Annotated in this window: 15 protein-coding genes; 5 read left to right on the top strand and 10 right to left on the bottom strand. The window is 62.1% G+C overall.

The genetic code is table 11. The features are described from left to right. Positions 1 to 26: 26 nt before the first annotated feature. Positions 27 to 1,862 (bottom strand): NPCBM/NEW2 domain-containing protein, encoded by a 1,836-nt coding sequence (locus CMV30_RS15700; protein ID WP_217494409.1) that lies wholly within the window; start codon positions 1,860 to 1,862, stop codon positions 27 to 29. Between the two features lie 271 nt (positions 1,863 to 2,133). Here CMV30_RS15700 and CMV30_RS15695 point away from each other — a divergent pair, with 271 nt between their 5' ends. Next, the gene (locus CMV30_RS15695) at positions 2,134 to 3,942 is read left to right on the top strand and encodes a PDZ domain-containing protein (protein WP_096056906.1); all 1,809 of its coding nucleotides are present in this window, start codon (positions 2,134 to 2,136) and stop codon (positions 3,940 to 3,942) included. A 17-nt stretch (positions 3,943 to 3,959) separates the two neighbouring features. Here CMV30_RS15695 and CMV30_RS15690 read toward each other — a convergent pair whose 3' ends face one another. From CMV30_RS15690 to CMV30_RS15680, 3 genes are all read right to left on the bottom strand, one after another. After that, complete coding sequence (locus CMV30_RS15690) at positions 3,960 to 4,376, bottom strand: DUF1801 domain-containing protein (protein ID WP_096056905.1); 417 nt, start codon at positions 4,374 to 4,376, stop codon at positions 3,960 to 3,962. Positions 4,377 to 4,478: 102 nt separating this feature from the next. Further along, a complete protein-coding gene (locus CMV30_RS15685; protein ID WP_096056904.1) occupies positions 4,479 to 5,321 on the bottom strand; it encodes a sulfurtransferase in 843 nt (280 codons plus the stop codon). 153 nt (positions 5,322 to 5,474) lie between these two features. Beyond that, positions 5,475 to 6,221, bottom strand: a complete 747-nt coding sequence (locus tag CMV30_RS15680) for a YkgJ family cysteine cluster protein (protein WP_138223330.1) — start codon at positions 6,219 to 6,221, stop codon at positions 5,475 to 5,477. 180 nt (positions 6,222 to 6,401) lie between these two features. Between CMV30_RS15680 and CMV30_RS15675 the strand changes: the two genes are divergently transcribed. After that, entirely contained in the window at positions 6,402 to 7,202 is an 801-nt protein-coding gene (locus CMV30_RS15675) for a hypothetical protein (protein WP_138223329.1), read from the top strand. A 39-nt stretch (positions 7,203 to 7,241) separates the two neighbouring features. On the opposite strand, the gene CMV30_RS15670 is transcribed toward CMV30_RS15675, so the two are convergent. From CMV30_RS15670 to CMV30_RS15660, 3 genes are all read right to left on the bottom strand, one after another. After that, positions 7,242 to 9,527, bottom strand: a complete 2,286-nt coding sequence (locus tag CMV30_RS15670) for a mechanosensitive ion channel domain-containing protein (protein ID WP_175414911.1) — start codon at positions 9,525 to 9,527, stop codon at positions 7,242 to 7,244. A gap of 398 nt (positions 9,528 to 9,925) precedes the next feature. Continuing rightward, positions 9,926 to 10,564 (bottom strand): CDP-alcohol phosphatidyltransferase family protein, encoded by a 639-nt coding sequence (locus CMV30_RS15665; protein WP_245844266.1) that lies wholly within the window; start codon positions 10,562 to 10,564, stop codon positions 9,926 to 9,928. A 228-nt stretch (positions 10,565 to 10,792) separates the two neighbouring features. Further along, positions 10,793 to 11,875: an alkene reductase gene (locus CMV30_RS15660; protein ID WP_096056900.1), complete on the bottom strand. Its 1,083-nt coding sequence runs from the start codon at positions 11,873 to 11,875 to the stop codon at positions 10,793 to 10,795. Between the two features lie 217 nt (positions 11,876 to 12,092). Here CMV30_RS15660 and CMV30_RS15655 point away from each other — a divergent pair, with 217 nt between their 5' ends. Then, positions 12,093 to 12,614 (top strand): VOC family protein, encoded by a 522-nt coding sequence (locus tag CMV30_RS15655; RefSeq protein ID WP_096056899.1) that lies wholly within the window; start codon positions 12,093 to 12,095, stop codon positions 12,612 to 12,614. Between the two features lie 71 nt (positions 12,615 to 12,685). Here the strand turns inward: CMV30_RS15655 and CMV30_RS15650 are convergent, their stop codons facing one another. Then, entirely contained in the window at positions 12,686 to 14,350 is a 1,665-nt protein-coding gene (locus tag CMV30_RS15650; RefSeq protein WP_138223328.1) for a polysaccharide lyase, read from the bottom strand. A 161-nt stretch (positions 14,351 to 14,511) separates the two neighbouring features. Further along, the gene (locus CMV30_RS15645) at positions 14,512 to 14,928 is read right to left on the bottom strand and encodes a YciI family protein (protein WP_096056898.1); all 417 of its coding nucleotides are present in this window, start codon (positions 14,926 to 14,928) and stop codon (positions 14,512 to 14,514) included. 88 nt (positions 14,929 to 15,016) lie between these two features. Here CMV30_RS15645 and CMV30_RS15640 point away from each other — a divergent pair, with 88 nt between their 5' ends. Further along, positions 15,017 to 15,343 carry a zinc ribbon domain-containing protein YjdM gene (locus CMV30_RS15640; RefSeq protein WP_096057811.1) on the top strand — a complete coding sequence of 109 codons (327 nt, stop codon included), beginning with the start codon at positions 15,017 to 15,019 and terminating at the stop codon, positions 15,341 to 15,343. Positions 15,344 to 15,352: 9 nt separating this feature from the next. Here CMV30_RS15640 and CMV30_RS15635 read toward each other — a convergent pair whose 3' ends face one another. Continuing rightward, positions 15,353 to 15,853, bottom strand: a complete 501-nt coding sequence (locus CMV30_RS15635) for an SRPBCC family protein (RefSeq protein ID WP_096056897.1) — start codon at positions 15,851 to 15,853, stop codon at positions 15,353 to 15,355. A 33-nt stretch (positions 15,854 to 15,886) separates the two neighbouring features. On the opposite strand from CMV30_RS15635, the gene CMV30_RS19950 reads away from it, so the two are divergent. Next, positions 15,887 to 16,258, top strand: a complete 372-nt coding sequence (locus CMV30_RS19950) for a YkgJ family cysteine cluster protein (protein WP_096056896.1) — start codon at positions 15,887 to 15,889, stop codon at positions 16,256 to 16,258. Positions 16,259 to 16,271: the final 13 nt, after the last annotated feature.

The following is a 16,271-nucleotide window of genomic DNA, read 5'->3' as shown; positions in this document are numbered from 1 at the left end:
GGTCCGCCAAAATGTCCGGCTGTTGTTCATGGAGCCGGCACCGACACGCGATACAACCCCGCGCCGTGCCACGGAATCACCGGCGCGAATCGTTCTCCAATCTCGCCGAGGTCTTGCTTCGCCCACAAATCCCGCACCTTCACCGGACCGCTGATGCCTAGATCCTTCAGCGCAACCTCGACCGGCAGCCCCGGCCGCTCGCTGCCATCACCAGGCCGCCCCACGAACACGCGAAACTCCACGCTCCCGCCCTTCGTCGCCTTCACCGCCGCATCATCGAGCGCCGCCGTCGCGAGGAATCTCACCGCCCCCGCGGGCAGCGCGTACTCGATCAACGCAGGCGCATGAGCACCGATGCCGCGCGCGACCGGCTTTCCTCCCGACGACATCCGCCCGCCGCCGGGCGCTTTCTCCGTGGATAGATTGCTCCAAAACGCATCCGCCCGCGTCCACGACTGATCGAGCAGACTGCGCTCGCTGCCATCCGCCATCACCACGCGCGGATCTATCCAGAGCGCATGATCCCACGTCGTGCCGTCCACCGTCGGATCGGCCACCAGCACGAGCGATGTCGCGCCCGTCACCTCGAGATCGACCGCGACGCTCTGCCGCCCAGCATCGCGCGACACTCCGCCACGAAACACCGCGCGCTCCGGCGCGAGTTCGATGCGTTCACGCGCATTGAAGAGCGCCACATACTTATCCGGCGAACCAGGCACATCCGCCATCCAGCCGATGAGATTATCGCGGTTGAAAAGCGGGCGGTTGTTTTCGCTCCGCTGATTGACCGCCAGCACGTCGTCATTCGTGAGCAACGAAAGCGTGAACTCGTCCATCTTCGTCATATCCCCGCCGTGCATCAGCGGCGACCGCGCGATGCTCCAGAGCGTCATCACCGTGTACTGCTCGTCCTTCGTGAAACGTGTCGTGCGCTTGCCGAGGTCGATCACGCCGAAGGGCAGCATATCCGCATCGGGCCACGCGCCTGAAATACGATGCGGATTCCACCGATCCAGCCGCGCGAACTGCTCATGCAGCGCCGGCCAGTTGTCCCAAAAATCGTCGCTGATGCGCCAGAGATTCGCGTGCCGCTTAACATGTTCCGCAGCCGCGATGATGGTCTCGCCAGGCGAAAGGCTTAGCACCATCGGACGCCCCGCCTGGTCGATAGCTTTCCGAATGGCTTCGATCTCCGCGCTATGCGCGTCGTACGGACGCGCGATGTCGTCCACCTTCACGTAGTCGACTCCCCACGACGCAATCAGCGCGAAGACCGAGTCATAGTATTCCTGCGCGCCCGGCTTCGACATATCGACGCCATACATGTCCGGATTCCACGGGCAGATGCTCTTCATATCGGCGATATCCTGCGCGCGGACGTCGGTGCCTTTCACCGGCAGATTCCGCTCCACCGCCAGCCGCGGAATCCCGCGCATGAGATGAATCCCGAACTTGAGTCCCAGCGAATGCACATGCTCCACGAGCAGCTTGAAACCCGCGCCGCCACCCGCCGACGGGAAACGATTCTCCGCCGGCAGCAACCGCCCCCACTCATCCATCACCAGCGGCGCGCCTTTGCGATAATCGTAACCAGTCGCGCCCGGCTCGTACCACTGGATGTCCACCACGACATACTCCCAACCGTGTTTTTTGAGATGTCCCGCCATGTACTCCGCCTGCGCGCGCGTCTGCGCCTCGGTCACCGTCGTCGCGAAACAATCCCAACTGTTCCACCCCATCGGCGGCGTCGCCGCCCATGCGTGAAACGCCTTGGCCTCGCCCCCGGCGCTTCCGAACAGCGGCACCGTGAATGCGACCGATACGAGTAAGAGTTTAACGAGGAGAGCGCCCGGAGTTTTCATAGGTGTGGATTTTCAGAGGGCGTCATCAACACGCCTGCCAGGACAGACAGTGCCCCGACGCAGTGGGGTATTTCGCCGCGCCTCGACAGATCGAAACGCGCGCCCCGAGTCACCGGAGAAAAACGCCAAACACAACCCCAGCCCTCCCCCCTTCTGACTGGAAGCCACTCCCGCCACGCACGCACTCGCTACGTTGCGACATCACTAAGAGACTTCTCAAGAGATTGTAACTCAGCCCATTTTCTCCGTGTTCACTAGCGCCTGTCTCTTCATGCGCGCCCTTCGAACGCTCATACTCCCCACTCTCGCGATCATCGCGCTCAGCCTGCTCCCCTGCCACCTACACGCTTCCGATACAGCGCCAGCATCGCCCGAAGCCGCAACCGCCGCAGACGACATCATGGGCGACGTCACCCTCCTGCCCGCGCTCAACGCCTCCGCCGGCCGCATCGAGGACTTCGGCTTCCGCGTCTCCCCTGCCTACGAACCCGCCCGATCCACCTTCTTCAATCGCGTGTACACACCCGTGGTCGACGTCGTGCTCCCCAATACCGCCGCCTCCCGCGCCGGCCTCGAACCCGGCGACCGCATCGTCAGCTCCGACGGCGCTCCCACTGCCAGCGGCTCCTTCTCCCTCAAAAAATGGCGGCGTATCCAGGAAACCAAGTGGGCCGCCGTCGCCCGCGGTGAAAACGACGTCACCTGGACCCTTGTCGTCGAATCCGCCACCACTCAAAAACGCCGCACGCTTCACCTCCGCATTCCCACGCCGCCCCCGCGCTGGGGCGATACCGTGTGGCGCGCGCCTGATCGCCGCCCCGCCCTCATTCCCGAGCCCGGCCCGCTCGCCGACCGCGCCCGCCTCATTCTCGACCACGGCATCCACGTCCTACTCCGCCGCTCCTACCTCAACGGCCTCCAACTCCCCGTCGATGCCAACCAACCCTATTTTCTCTGCCACCAGTGGACGCTCTGGAGCGACTCGGTCGGCCACCGCATCTACGTGAGCCAGCAACGCGGCCGCACCGACATCATCCTCGAAGCGATCTCCGCCGAAGCCTCCGCCGATCTCTCCGCAAACGCCGCCACCGCCACGCCCGGCCGCCCCATCTCGTCGCCCACCACCATCTTCGCCCGTGAGTCCCGCGTGTACCTCACCTCGCCCTCCGGCGCACTCGAACGCGCCTGGGCCCTCCCGCGCGGCCGTCCGCAACAAGAAATCCCCCACGACCTCGCCCGCCCCGAGTTCCAGCGCGAACTCGATTTCTGGCTCAACCAGACCACCACCTCCTCCCCCCGCTGGCCGCTCACCGTAAACGCCGATCACACCCCCGCGCCCGACCTCTCCGAAACTCCACCGCCCATCTCCGAAGCCCCCATTTCTCCCGATCAAAATCCCCCACAAGCCACCTCCGCCGCGTTTCAAAAACTCCCCCGCGCCACCGACACCCAGCGCGCCCTCTTCGAAGACGCCTTCGCGAAAATCGGCGCCGAGTCCGATCGCTGGGCCTACACCGAAACCACCCGCCGTGCCGGCGAAAAGAAAACCACCGTCACCCGCATCGATCCCTCCAGGCCCGAACACGAGCGCTGCACCCTCCTCGAAATCGGCGGCAAACCACCCACTCCCGACGAACTCCACCGCTGGCGCGAAAACGGCGGCGACGACACCGATCCACTCGGCGAACTCCGCAACCTCCGAAACTCCATCGACCGCACCGACCTCCGCCTCTTCGCCGACGAAGTCGCCGCCCTCGTCTTCGAACTGCCCGTTCCCTCCACCTCTGCGGATTTCCCGTCCGATAAATTCCAGGCGCTCTTCCGCGTGAACAAAACCACGCGCGCCCTCGAAGACATCGTCGTGAAACTCCGCGAGCCGCTGCGTTTCTCCGGCGTCGTCAAAGTCACCGAGGCCGGCCTCGAAGCCCGCTTCAAAACCCTCGACCCCGCGTATCCGCCCCAGCCCGTGATGCTCCGCGGCGGCGGCGCTGTCCGCGTCCTCTTCGCGAAGATCTCCCGCGATTTCGAAACCACGCGCACCCATTTCAAACGCGTGGAGACCGCCTCGTCAGCTCCCTGAGGGGACTAGAACTCCCATCACACATACGCGATCCACTGACGCACGATCGCCACGAGCGCGGCTTTATTCGCGACCACATCACCGACCGTCACCAGACACCGATCCTTGGCGAGCCACTTGATGAGACTGCAGGGATCGCTGATCGCCATCGACTGCACGTCGTCGCGCGCCTTTGCACCGAGGTGGAAAACGATCTGAATCTTATCCCGCGCGCGCAGATGAATCGTCGCGAAAAACTCAGTCGTCCGGAAACTCGGCGCGTTCCACTTGACCCCTTCCTGAATCGCCGGACTCACCCCGGATATAATCCGCCGCACCTCCACGATCTCGTTTTTGAGCGGATGATCCAAACCTGCCATGAATGTATCGACCTCTTGCGTGCCGCTATCACCGCCGCCATCGCCCCGAACCTTCGTCGTGTTTTTCGTTTTCATCGTTGAAGCAAGAGCACGTGCGCGACCAGACCGCGCACGAACAAAACCACAACGAACAAGCCCCACGCCTTCGGACACCTTACCCAAAGATGATCCGAGAAACTAGTGCGTCCCCTTCGCCACCGGCCGCGCCGGATCGGCCACCCACTCGCTCCAAGAGCCCGCGTACAGCTTCGATCCCGCGAGCCCCGCGTACTCCATCGCGAAAATAGCCGCGCACGCCGTGATTCCCGAGCCGCACGAATGCCCCACGCGCTCCGGCGCGCGCACGCCGATCAGTTCGCTCAGCTCGCGCCTCAACTCCTCCCTTGGCCGGAACGTGAGATCCGCCTTCAGGTTCGCCTTATAGAAACGATTCAGAGCTCCCGGGATGTGCCCCGCCACCGGGTCCATCGGCTCCACCTCGCCGCGATACCGTTCCCCCGCGCGCGCATCGATCAACGCGAACGCCGCATCGTCGATCTGCCGCAACACATCCTCCGCGCTCCACACCCACGCCGCATGCTCCCGCACCGCCAGCGGCTGCGCCGCCACCGCCTCCGGCACTTCCGTGGTCACCGCTCGCCCATCTGCGATCCACTTCGTCCACCCGCCATCAAGCAGAGCCACGCGCTCATGCCCGATCCACCGCGCCATCCACCAAAGCCGAGCCGCATAAAGTCCACCTGCGTCATCATACGCCACGATCATCGTCTTCTCCGTCACGCCATGCCTCGCGAGAAACGCCGCAAACGCCTCCGCCGCCGGCAGTGGATGCCGCCCGTTCTTCCCCGTCTTCGCACCCGAGAGCGCCGTCTCCACCGGCGCGAAATGCGCCCCCGGGATATGCCCCTCGCGATAGAGCCTCTCCCCGCGCGACGTATCCACCAGATCGTGTCGGCAATCGAACACGACCCAATCGCTGCGCTGCAAATTCCCACTCAACTCTGCGGCATCAATCAACATGCCGCGACGCTACGCCCTCCCATTCCCGCGTAAACCAAATCCCTCCCCACGCCCCACCTCACCGCCCGCTTCCTCACATCCCAACTCACTCCGATCGCCGCCTCCCCTCACACCCTTCTCTACCCACACCTCGCACCCGCTCGTCCCCACGCGCTACTGGAAAAAACCTTCCGCCCGGATCACGCCCGACTCGTCATCACCATCCTCCGACGCTTCCCAGCAATCTTCGGGAAACGCCGCCTGCCGCTGCACCCACCGCGCCGCGCAAAAACTGTTCGTGAGCGCCTCGTGCAGCGCCGAACCAAAATCATACGCCCGCCCATCGAAACCCGCCTCCGCCACTGCCTGATCGATCGACAGCATCACCGCAAACATCCGCCCGCGCACGCCCGGCACGTACACATCGATGTCCTCGCGCCCCGTCGCCAGATTCATGCGACACGCCTCCGCGTTCGTGCTGTGATGCGACCGGCACGCCTCCGGCCGCGCCGCGTAGATCGAGCAACTCCCGTCGCGCAGCAACACACACGGCGTCCGCAGATCCGTCCGCTCGTGATTCGATTTCCCCGCAAACGCCGCCCGATGCGCCGCCGCCCGTTCGATCAACGCCTCCAGCTCCTCCGGCGAAAAAGTCATCTGCACATGCTGCGCCGCAATCAGCACTTCATGCGCGAGCAAACCCACCGGCACATGACAGCACGCATCGCACCCCGCCCGGCACGCGACCGACTCCCTCGCCGCCGCCGGAGCCGCCGCATACGCGCGATCGAATTCCTTGTGCGCGCTCGCGACCACCGACAACAGGTCCGCCGGATTCTTCGTCTTTCGCAGACGCCGCAGCACAGACGCGCCCGTCTTCTCGAACAACTCGTCTTCTTCCGGTGAAAATTGCGCGCACATGCAGCCGCGCACTCAACATCACGGCCGCAGACATAACAAGGTCGGTGCGCTTCGCATTCGCACAAACAGCCGTTCAACCGCGTCCACCCATGTAATCAGGCGCATACAGGCCCGCTGAAGCTCCAGGAACTTGAGCCTTCCTTTCGTTTCCCACCTATTCGCCCCGGTCCACCGTTTCCCATGAACAGCCCTGATAAATGCGCCACTGCGTTGTTAGCGATTTTCGTCTCTGTCACGGCCTCATTCGCCGGCGAATCTTTCGCCCACGGGCAACAACCGGCACTCGCAGTAGCTTCGATCAGCGACGAAACGCCAGCCCATGAAAAATACGGACCTGCGGCTGCGCTCCAGTTCGCACGAAATTATCGAGGAGAAGTTTTCAAACCCAACACGCTTCACTGTTATCCAGATGCCCTCGGCGTACCTTTTGGAGACTGCGAAAATATCATTCCAATGACCGCCGTGCTCTGGACGCCCGCTCAAATGAGGGCCGACTTCGAACGGCGAATGAACAGTCTGCCTGCGCACGAGCGGAAAAAAGGAATCATCGTCGTTCTGAAAACAGAACGCTGCTCCACGAAAGCACTGCGTGCCTGCACAGTAACCACTGCGGCGCTGGAGAAGCGATCCACCCCGTTGGCGGCTGAGTTCGCCATCTACGGTCTGCTGCTCAAACCACGCGATAACGATCATCCCGCAGGCAGTTTGATCATCGAAACCGGACTGGATGCGTGGAAAAACGACGCCGCCGGCAAATACGATTTCAAGCAAGGCCCCGGTGCGACTCTCGTCTTTCTCAATCCTGCCGATGGGACAATCCTCGATCAGACGGATGCAGTGGCACTCAGCTTATTCGAGCGTGAGTTCATTAGAAATACAGGGACAACACCAAGGCTCCACACGCTGCTCGAAAAAATTCTCGCTCAGATTCAAACCAATACCTCACCAGCGCCGCTACCCCGTCCTACCACCGAGGGTTAACCGTCGATGAATCACTGAAGTGAGTGGATTCGACGCTTATCATGACATCGCCGGTCCAGCGTCATTCGCGCGCGAAGCCGCTTGCGTGATCATCACCTCCAGCGGCTTCGTCGTCTCCAGATGCACATCGCGCTGCGGGAACGCCATGACCACGCCCTCCTTCGCGAAAACCTCCGCGATGCGATGCCGGAGTTCGTTCTCGGCATCGACCGGATCGGAAATGCTCACCCAGAAATAAAGTTCGAAGATCAGTGAATTCTCCCCGAAGTCCGCAAACTTCACGACCGGCGCCGGATCTTTGCGCACATTTTCCACCGTGCCCAGCACGCCCTCCAGCAGTTCCGACACTTTGCGCGAGGACGAATCGTAAGCTACCCCAAGACGAATCCGCTTTCTCACCACATCGTCCGACAACGTCCAGTTGATGACCGGCTGCTCCAGAAGCCGGCTGTTCGGCACCACGAGATGCGTGTTGTCCGCCGTGCGCACGATGGTGCTGCGGGGCCCGAGTTGCTCAACCGTCACCTGTCGTCCGTCGATTTCGATCACGTCGCCCTGATTCACCGGACGCTCCACGAGCAGGATGATGCCGCTGATAAAATTGCTGATCAGGTTCTGGCTGCCGAAACCCAGCCCGACCGCAAGCGCACCGCTCATCACCGAAAATTGCGTGAGTGATATGTGGAAGAAATCGAAAGCCACCACCAGCACCAGGATGAAGAGTCCATAAAACCAAAGCGTCTGCCACGCCGCCTTCCGCCCGGTGTTCATGCCCATGCGCGTGAACACCGTTCTCGACATGAGTGCGCTTGCCCATCGAGAGCCGTAGTAACCAGCAACCACGAGCAGCAAGACACCCAGCATCGTCTTCACGCGTATAGGCGCGTCGTTCACAGAAAAAATTTCGTAGTTCCATGCGCCGATCACATTCTCGCGGCAGATCGCGAGCGTGTCGCGGACGGAGAAAAGATTCACGCGCCCACTCAGTTCTTCCTTCAAACGGTTGCGCTCGGTGTGCAGCCGGTCGAGATCCGCGAGCTCGCTTTCGCTCAGATCGATCCAGCCCGAAAGACGCTTCATGCGCTCGAGCGTCCACAGCGCGGCCTTCTCATCGCCCGCCGCTGCACGCGTCAATCGACCCTGTCCTTCCTGAAGCTCTTTCCGGCTCTTGAGCAAATCCATGGCCTGCCGCTTTCGCTCGCGCTCGAGTTGATCGATCGCCTCCTGATTTTCGTCCGCAGCGGCGCGCATTTCTTTTGAAGAGAGTTCGCCCCCAAGCACGCGTCGCCGGAGTGCGGCGACATCTGCCCGCTCTGCGAGACGTGCGCGCTGCGAGGTAAGAACACTGAGCGTGAGATTCGCCGTCTGCCGGTCCGCGCGCCGCGACTCCAGCTCCTCCGAGGCCTGGTCGCTTTTGCTGTGGCGCTCTGCCGCGATTACCAGCCGGGCGGCTGCATCTGCCTCTTCTTTAGCGCTGGCGATCGCATCATCTAGGACGCCTCCACGCTCCTCCCGCGCTTGTTTCGACGCCGCAAGCTCTCCGTCCCCGAGTGCTAGATGCGCGCGCAGCCACTCGAATCGCGGACGCAGCAATTTCTGCTTCGGCCCCAAAAGCGACTCCTGCAGCTTCAACGTCCGCAGCGCGTTTTCCTGCAGCACCACCGTCTCCTGAGCGAGACGAACCTCCAATTCGGCGAGGCGCAAATTCCCCGGCGCTTTCATCTTCGCGTCACCGGTATCAACCGTCTCTCTCACCGTCCGCCGTACGCGCTCCTTTTCTTCTAATGTGTCACGCGCCTCCTGGAGCATCGTCTCGGTATTAGTGATATCGGTCTTCAACCAGCCACCCGCCTGCTCAAGGTAGTCGCGCTCATCGTAAAGCTGATCGAACAACTCCATCCCGAGCGGCGGTTTTAACGTAGCCTCGGGCGGACGTTGATTGCGGGTGCGTTCCTCGACATCAGCCGCTTCCTTCGCGAGATCCGCAGCGTGTTGCAACGTACGCTGCTGCTCCGCGTAAACCGCATCGAGACGCTCCAGCAACGCGGTCTCCTGCGTGAGCCAGCGTGCGGCGGCGTCAGTCATGCCTTCCGATAACTGGGCCAGCTCTTCGCGCGTTGCAGCGATTTCCTTTTTCAGCGCCGCCCGCTTGCCCGCCACCGACTGAACGTTGAGCACGTCTTTCGGCTCAGACTGAGAAGCCGCGGGTGTTGTCGCAGTCAGCGGCAGCGCGGGTGCTGAGGCAGCCAGCGAAGAAATCGCGCTCAAGAAACTTCCGAGCACAAGCGTCACGAACATCAGTCGCGTCAGAAAAAAATTAGGCATGGAGCCCACACAGTAGGCGATCCCGGCCATGCGTTCCCTGCTACTCCCTGAGTGCATCTGTCCGCCGCGCTGACTCGGGCGTTCGCCGGATCAGAGATTAAGAAATTCTCCGCTACGCCCTACCCAAGTCTGATCCAATTGCGCAGTCCGCAGCAGCCCCCAAGGCGCATGCACACGACGTCGACTGATCCGGGTGAGACCGGCCACCGAAAGGGGTAAGGGTTGTAGCAAGCATCCGGGGTGAGATGCAGGGACCACGCGCGAGACGCAGCCCCGTCAAAGAAAGCAGCGGCACCGTCCGCCTCGATTTTCGCTTTGGCAACAGCCGAGCCCTGCCAAAACGCACCTCCTCATTCTCTTCTCAAACGTGCCCACTTCAGCGAAATCGCCGCTTACCGCTAGATCTTCGGCACTCGCATCGTGCTGATCATCGCACTTCCGCTGAGCACATAAATGAACGCGAACGGATGCAGCACCGCACCACCGATGTGCCACGCGCCCAGCCAGAGATTCGCCCCGATCAGCCCTTGCGCGTACAGCACCGCGATCACGACCACGATCGCGACACTCGTCGGAATCGGCGTTCCCTCAAAGTACTTCACCTTGCCGCTATCGTCAGCCAGCGCATCCGCCGTGGCGTTGAAACGCGCAAGCCGGCTGATGCCGCACGCCACGAAATACAGCAGCACCGCCACATCGAGCGCCCCGCGCAGCCCCACCGCGAACCCGAGTGCCGCCGGCGCCATGCCAAATGAAATCACATCCGCCAGCGAATCCAGATCCGCCCCCAGCGCCGAGGAATTGCGCCGCCACCGCGCGACCCGCCCATCGGCAAAATCGAAAATCAGCGCCACCGGCAGCAACACCATCGCCGTCACCAGCCAGCGCCCTTCGCCCATCACGAGAAAGTACATCGACGCCAGCACCGAGCCCGTCCCGCAAAAGCCATTTCCCAGCGTCAAAAAATCCGCGAGCACGAACGACCGTATCATCGAGAAGCGGCGCGGCTTGGGGCTGGTCATGTCATTCGGGGTCATGGTGTCGCTTGGTCAGCAAACGACTAAACCCGTTCCGCTCGCAAATCGGAGCGAGTCAGCACGCGCGAAGTCCCCCGCCCTTCCATACGCCCGGTGACCGCCTCCGCCCCGTACCTCACGACCGGGAAAAACCCGACAGCTCGGTCGGTGCGCAACGTCACTCGAGACATTGCGCACCTCGTCTTCGCCCGGCTCCCCGCTCAACCTTCGCTGCGTTTCCGAGTCGGCTCACGTTGTCGCGATCACCGGATAGTCCGTGTAGCCTTTGGTTTCTTGCGTGTAGAGCGTGCTCCCATCCGGCTCGACGAGCGCCACACCGGCTTTCACGCGCTCCACCAGATCGGGATTGCTCACGTAGTGATGGCCAAACGCCACTGCCTGCAACGTACCCGCGTCGATCGCCTGCGCCGCCTCGACCGGCGTGTAGCCCATGTTGCCCATCAGCGGTCCCTTGAACGCTTCCCGCGCTGGCGTCACCACGTCGGCTTTTTGAATGCCAAAGAAATCACCGCGCATGAGATGCAGATAGGCGATGCCGCGAGTGTTGAGCTGCGTCGCGACATACCGCGTGAGCGCGACCGGATCGCTGTCCTTCATGTCATTATAGCTGTTGAGCGGAGAAAGGCGCACGCCCACGCGCTCCTTGCCCCAGACCGCTACGGACGCGTCCACAACTTCGAGCAGCAGCCGCGCACGATTCTCAATCGGCCCGCCATACGCGCCGCTGCGCCGGTTGCTGCCATCGCGCAAAAATTCATCGAGCAGATAACCGTTCGCCCCGTGAACCTCCACCCCATCGAAACCCGCCGCTTGCGCGTTCCCGGCAGCCTTGCGAAACCCGGCGACGATACCCGGCAATTCGTCGTCGCGCAGTTCGCGCGGGATCACGTACGGCTTTTTTCCCTCAGGCGTATGCGTCTCGTCGTTCGTGATGTGCAACGCACTCGGCGCCACCGGCTGCGCACCGCCATTAAAGAACGGATGACACGCCCGTCCGCCGTGCCAGATCTGCAAAACGATTTTGCCGCCGCGCAGGTGGACCGCCTCGGTGATCTTTTTCCACGCCGCCACCTGAGCCTGCGAATAAATGCCCGGTTCACGTCCGCCAAACGCGGAGTTGCCTTCGATGACCATGGTGGCTTCTGCCACGATCAGGCCGGCGCTCGCGCGCTGCGCGTAATACTCGGCCATCATCGGCGTCGGCACGTGATTCGCATCCGCGCGGCAGCGGGTAAGCGGCGCCATGACGATGCGATTAGGAAGCGCGAGTGCGCCGAGAGAAACAGGCGAGAACAATGGTGCGTTTTGCATAAGGTGAGAGCGGGACCGGTAAGACAGGAGAGATCCGCCAGAACGCAAACGCCCCGCCTCAATACTGAAGGGCCAAGCGCAGACCGCGCGTACCGCCCGCTTCCAATTGTTCTGCTGATGTCCGGAACCGCCCTCCCCGTCCGTCAATCAGGATAACCGCGACGCCGTCCCATTTGCATACACGCAACCGACTGCCGCCCGCGGCCTCTTAAAAAACATGAGCACCACCACATCACCCGATTCCTCAAAACCTCTCGGTAAACCCGCCGCCAAACCCATCCCCGACGGCATGCACACCGTCACTCCTCATCTCGTCTGCGATGGAGCCGCCACTGCGATCGGATTCTACATAAAAGCCTTCAACGCCACCGAGCTCATGCGCGTCCCCGGCCCCGATGGAAAACTCATCCACGCCGCCGTCAAAATCGGCGACTCCACCGTCATGCTTGTCGACGCCTTTCCTGAGTGGGGCTCCCACGACCCCAAGGCCCTCAAAGGCTCCCCCGTCACCATTCACCTCTCCGTCCCCAACGTCGATGAGGTCTTCGCACGCGCCGTCGCCGCCGGGTGCAAAGTCATGATGCCGCTCGACGACATGTTTTGGGGCGACCGTTACGGCTCGGTCGTCGATCCCTTCGGCCACAACTGGTCAATCGCGACGCATATTCGCGATCTTACTCCCGAAGAAATTGTTCAATCGATGGCCGCGCAAAATCCCTGCCCCGAAGCCGGCAAATAAAAAGCCCGGAGCGGGAAAGCTCAGGGCTTTTGCAGTCCCGGCCAGAATGGCGGCCGGGAAACTCTGAGGCATCAGCTCTTCGCTTTCGCCTCCGGATTCGTCCCGTTGATAAACTCCTCGATATTCGTGTAGCCGTCCCCGTTCAGATCCAGCACCGCATCCGCCGCGTTCTTCGGATCGAGATCGTACTTCTTCTCCCAGCTGTCCGGCAGACCGTCGCCATCCGTGTCCTTGTACGGCTTGCCCGAATACTTCGGATAACCGCCCACTTCCGATGGATCGGTGATGTAGCCCTTCGTCACCATCTCCTCCATCTCGTCGATCCACTTCTGATCGTAGCGTACCGCCGCTGCCTTCGTCTTCGACTCCGGCGTGATCGTCGCCTTCGCGACTTTCCCCGTCTTCACCATCTTCACGACACGCTCGTCCACTGCGTCGCGCACCGGCAGCGTCGCACCCGCGTTTTTCAAGACCTCTTCATACGCTTCGCGCGCTGTCTGGATCGTCAGCGCCGCGTGCTTGAACGGCTCCTCCACGCGGATCTTCGGCAGCACCGCCTGCACCGCCGCCTGTGAATCCGGCTGCACACCACCATCCCAGTTATTCCTCGTCACGCGGTCATGCCCTTCGACCACGTTTCCGTCCACGTACGCCTTGCCGAAATTATCCACCACCGTCTTCGACCGTTCGCTCTCCGGCTTCAACAACCGGTACGCGATCGCCGTGTCCGGCGTGCCCGGGCCCGGCTTGAAGTAATTATTAATGATATTGAAACGACTCCGGTGATCGCCGCCGTCCACCGTGCGATGCCGGTAATTAAAGACCACGTTGTTCACGAACGTGAAATCCCCGTCCATGCCGACGCTCGGATTCCGCCCCGTGTTCGAGGCCCAGAGATTGTGATGAAACGTGCTGTTGCGCCCGCCGATCGTGGAGCCAAACGCGTGGTGATACGTGTTCAGCGCCTCCGAGAAAATCGAGTGCTGGATGCTGATGTTCACCGTCGGCAGCTTCAGCTCCTTCCCGCCCTCCGGCGGCTGGTACATGTGGCGGTACATCGACATATTTTCGTCGAGTCCCCACGAAGCCGAGACGTGATCGATCATCACGTTGCCCACCGGATTGCCACCGATCGAGTCGTTGCGCTCCGTCGCATCCGTAGCACCGCGGCGAAAACGCATGTGGCGGATGATGATGTCGTGCGACTCCAGCTCCACCGTGTTGCCCGCGATGCACACGCCATCGCCCGGTGCCGTCGCGCCCGAGATCGTGATGTACGGCGCGCGGATCACGATACGGTTCTTCAGCTGGATGATGCCCGCCACGTTGAAAACCACCACGCGCGGCCCCGCCGCCTCGCACGCTTCGCGAAAACTCCCCGGCCCGCTGTCGTTTAGATTAGTCACCACCAGCACCTTTCCGCCACGTCCGCCAAACGAATACATCCCGCCGCCTTCCGCTCCCGGAAACGCCGGGATCTTCGCCTGCGGAAGATCGCCCGCCTCCGCCGCGCCCGGCAGATAAGGTTTCCCCTTCGCCGCCCACGCCTCGATCTCCGGCAGCTGCTTCGCGAAGAGTTCGTCCGAGCGCTTCTTCTCCGCCGCCACGCGCTCATCGGTGATCTTCTGCACCGCCGGATCGATCCGCGGGTAACCCTGCGCGAACGCATCGGAGCCGGTGAGCAACACGCCCGACACGACGGTCGCGGCAGAAGTAAGAGTGCGGAGGGTTTTCATAGAATGAGAAAATGATGAGAGGAGGAAACCACGCGGTGAGCGAGAGCCATACCTGGATGCACCACACAGTGCCCAAGCCTTCGTTACTCCAACATTATGGACCGCCCGCCCCACCTCAAGCCCCACACATCACCACTGCGCTGACGTCTCCAGTCCACCCCTCACACCGGCGGCCGCCCTCGAACATCCGCCAGCACCGGACTCACCTCCGCCATCGGCCGCACTTCGACCGTCAACCCCTGCGCGAGGCCAGGACACTTCTTGGCGATCTCCGTGGCCTCATCGAGATCTGCCACCCGCAGAAAAATATACCCGCCGACGATCTCCTTCCCCTCCGCATAAGGCCCGTCGATCACCCGCTCGCCCTTCGCGCCCGACACCACGCGCCCGCCCAGTCCGAGCGGCCGTCCATGCTCCACCTTCCCCTCGCGCGCCAGCCCGTCGTACCAATCGTTCCATTGTTTCGCCAAAACCCTCTGCTGCTCCGCCGTCAGGTGCGCATGCGTCTCCGGTCCCGCATTCCGAAAGAGCAACAGGTACGCAGCAGCGAGGGGAAACGGGGTGTTCGTAGTGGCCATGATCCATCACTTCTGCCCAGCCAAAACGTTTGCCGTCAACCCACTCGTTCACCGAAATCTTCACCTTCCTTACGTTTCACACTCCGCCATGTCCAAACCCGCCTGCCCAGCCTGCACCCTCGACGACGTCCTTGAACATCCCGCCCACTGGGAATGCGCCACGTGCGGAAACGAATGGCCCAAAGACGCCGCCCCCGAAGCCGCCCGCGTCGTGAAAGACGCGCACGGCACGCCCCTCGCCGATGGCGACACCGTCGTCCTCATCAAAGACCTCAAACTCCGCAGCGGCTCCGGTGTTCTCAAAGGCGGCACAAAAGCCAAAAACATCCGCCTCGTCGACGGTGACCACGAGATCGACTGCAAGATCGACGGCATCGGCATGGCGCTCAAAGCCTGCTTCGTGAAAAAAGCCTGAGGCCCGGCCTCACTTTTTCGTCACGAGCGCCGTGAGTTGATCCGCGCACACTCCCCAGCCTTGATGAAACCCCATTTTCTCATGCGCCTCCTTGTCGGCGATCGACCAGTGTCTCACGAGCGCCGTGTATTTCGTCTTACCCGGTCCAGCTTCCTCGAAGGTGAGGACGATTGTCATAAATGGCTTCTGCGACGGTTCCCACGCTTTCGTGAACGCGTCCGTCGCAACGATCCGCTCGTTGGGAATGACTTCGAGATACACGCCGTGATTCGGCATATCCACGCCATCCGGCCCGCGCATCACGATCAGGCTCGAACCGCCCGCACGCACATCCAGTTCTGCGACCGGCGTCGTGTACGGCAGCGGCGCGAACCACTGCTGGAGGAGTTCTGGCTGAGTCCACGCCGCGTATAATTTCTCGCGCGGAGCATCGATGATGCGCGTAAGAACAAGGTCGCGATCAGTCGGTGTATAATGGTCAGATTTCGTGGCGCTATTTTGAGAGCTCATGATTTCAACGGGTTGAATTAGTTTCGTCCACCTCTGCAACGAACGCCCCTGACTTCAGCGGACAACATCAACAAATTTTCCCACGAAAGATCGCCAGAGAATGTCCCCACTGTCTGCGTTCGAAGTATCAACATCCACGACGATCTCCCTGACTGCGCCGGCTGCGGCCGCTGCTGCCACCTCGTGGTCGAGCTCCGCCCCGGCGATCTCGTCCCCGAAGAACTCGTCGTCACCCACGACGGCGCCCGCTGCATGGATCAACACAGCGACGGTGCCTGCGTCGCCCTCCATCCCGTCACCCGTCTCTGCACGATCTACGAAACGCGCCCGCAAACCTGCCGTGATTTCAACCGCGGCGAATCCCTCTGCCGCCAGATCCTCGGACGCCCCTCACTCGTCGGATAATCAATGGGCGCTC

The sequence above is a fragment of the Nibricoccus aquaticus genome, from assembly GCF_002310495.1.
Classification (GTDB): Bacteria; Verrucomicrobiota; Verrucomicrobiia; order Opitutales; family Opitutaceae; genus Nibricoccus; species Nibricoccus aquaticus.
The sequence above is the reverse complement of the archived record's forward strand: the minus strand, read 5'-3'. Positions and strand labels throughout refer to the sequence as shown.

Bases quoted from the DNA above. Each gene is read 5' to 3' on its own strand.
- CMV30_RS15700 (WP_217494409.1), bottom strand. From the start codon at position 1,862: ATGAAAACTCCGGGCGCTCTCCTCGTTAAACTCTTACTCGTATCGGTC.
- CMV30_RS15695 (WP_096056906.1), top strand. From the start codon at position 2,134: ATGCGCGCCCTTCGAACGCTCATACTCCCCACTCTCGCGATCATCGCG.
- CMV30_RS15690 (WP_096056905.1), bottom strand. From the start codon at position 4,376: ATGAAAACGAAAAACACGACGAAGGTTCGGGGCGATGGCGGCGGTGAT.
- CMV30_RS15685 (WP_096056904.1), bottom strand. From the start codon at position 5,321: ATGTTGATTGATGCCGCAGAGTTGAGTGGGAATTTGCAGCGCAGCGAT.
- CMV30_RS15680 (WP_138223330.1), bottom strand. From the start codon at position 6,221: ATGTGCGCGCAATTTTCACCGGAAGAAGACGAGTTGTTCGAGAAGACG.
- CMV30_RS15675 (WP_138223329.1), top strand. From the start codon at position 6,402: ATGAACAGCCCTGATAAATGCGCCACTGCGTTGTTAGCGATTTTCGTC.
- CMV30_RS15670 (WP_175414911.1), bottom strand. From the start codon at position 9,527: ATGCCTAATTTTTTTCTGACGCGACTGATGTTCGTGACGCTTGTGCTC.
- CMV30_RS15665 (WP_245844266.1), bottom strand. From the start codon at position 10,564: ATGACCCCGAATGACATGACCAGCCCCAAGCCGCGCCGCTTCTCGATG.
- CMV30_RS15660 (WP_096056900.1), bottom strand. From the start codon at position 11,875: ATGCAAAACGCACCATTGTTCTCGCCTGTTTCTCTCGGCGCACTCGCG.
- CMV30_RS15655 (WP_096056899.1), top strand. From the start codon at position 12,093: ATGAGCACCACCACATCACCCGATTCCTCAAAACCTCTCGGTAAACCC.
- CMV30_RS15650 (WP_138223328.1), bottom strand. From the start codon at position 14,350: ATGAAAACCCTCCGCACTCTTACTTCTGCCGCGACCGTCGTGTCGGGC.
- CMV30_RS15645 (WP_096056898.1), bottom strand. From the start codon at position 14,928: ATGGCCACTACGAACACCCCGTTTCCCCTCGCTGCTGCGTACCTGTTG.
- CMV30_RS15640 (WP_096057811.1), top strand. From the start codon at position 15,017: ATGTCCAAACCCGCCTGCCCAGCCTGCACCCTCGACGACGTCCTTGAA.
- CMV30_RS15635 (WP_096056897.1), bottom strand. From the start codon at position 15,853: ATGAGCTCTCAAAATAGCGCCACGAAATCTGACCATTATACACCGACT.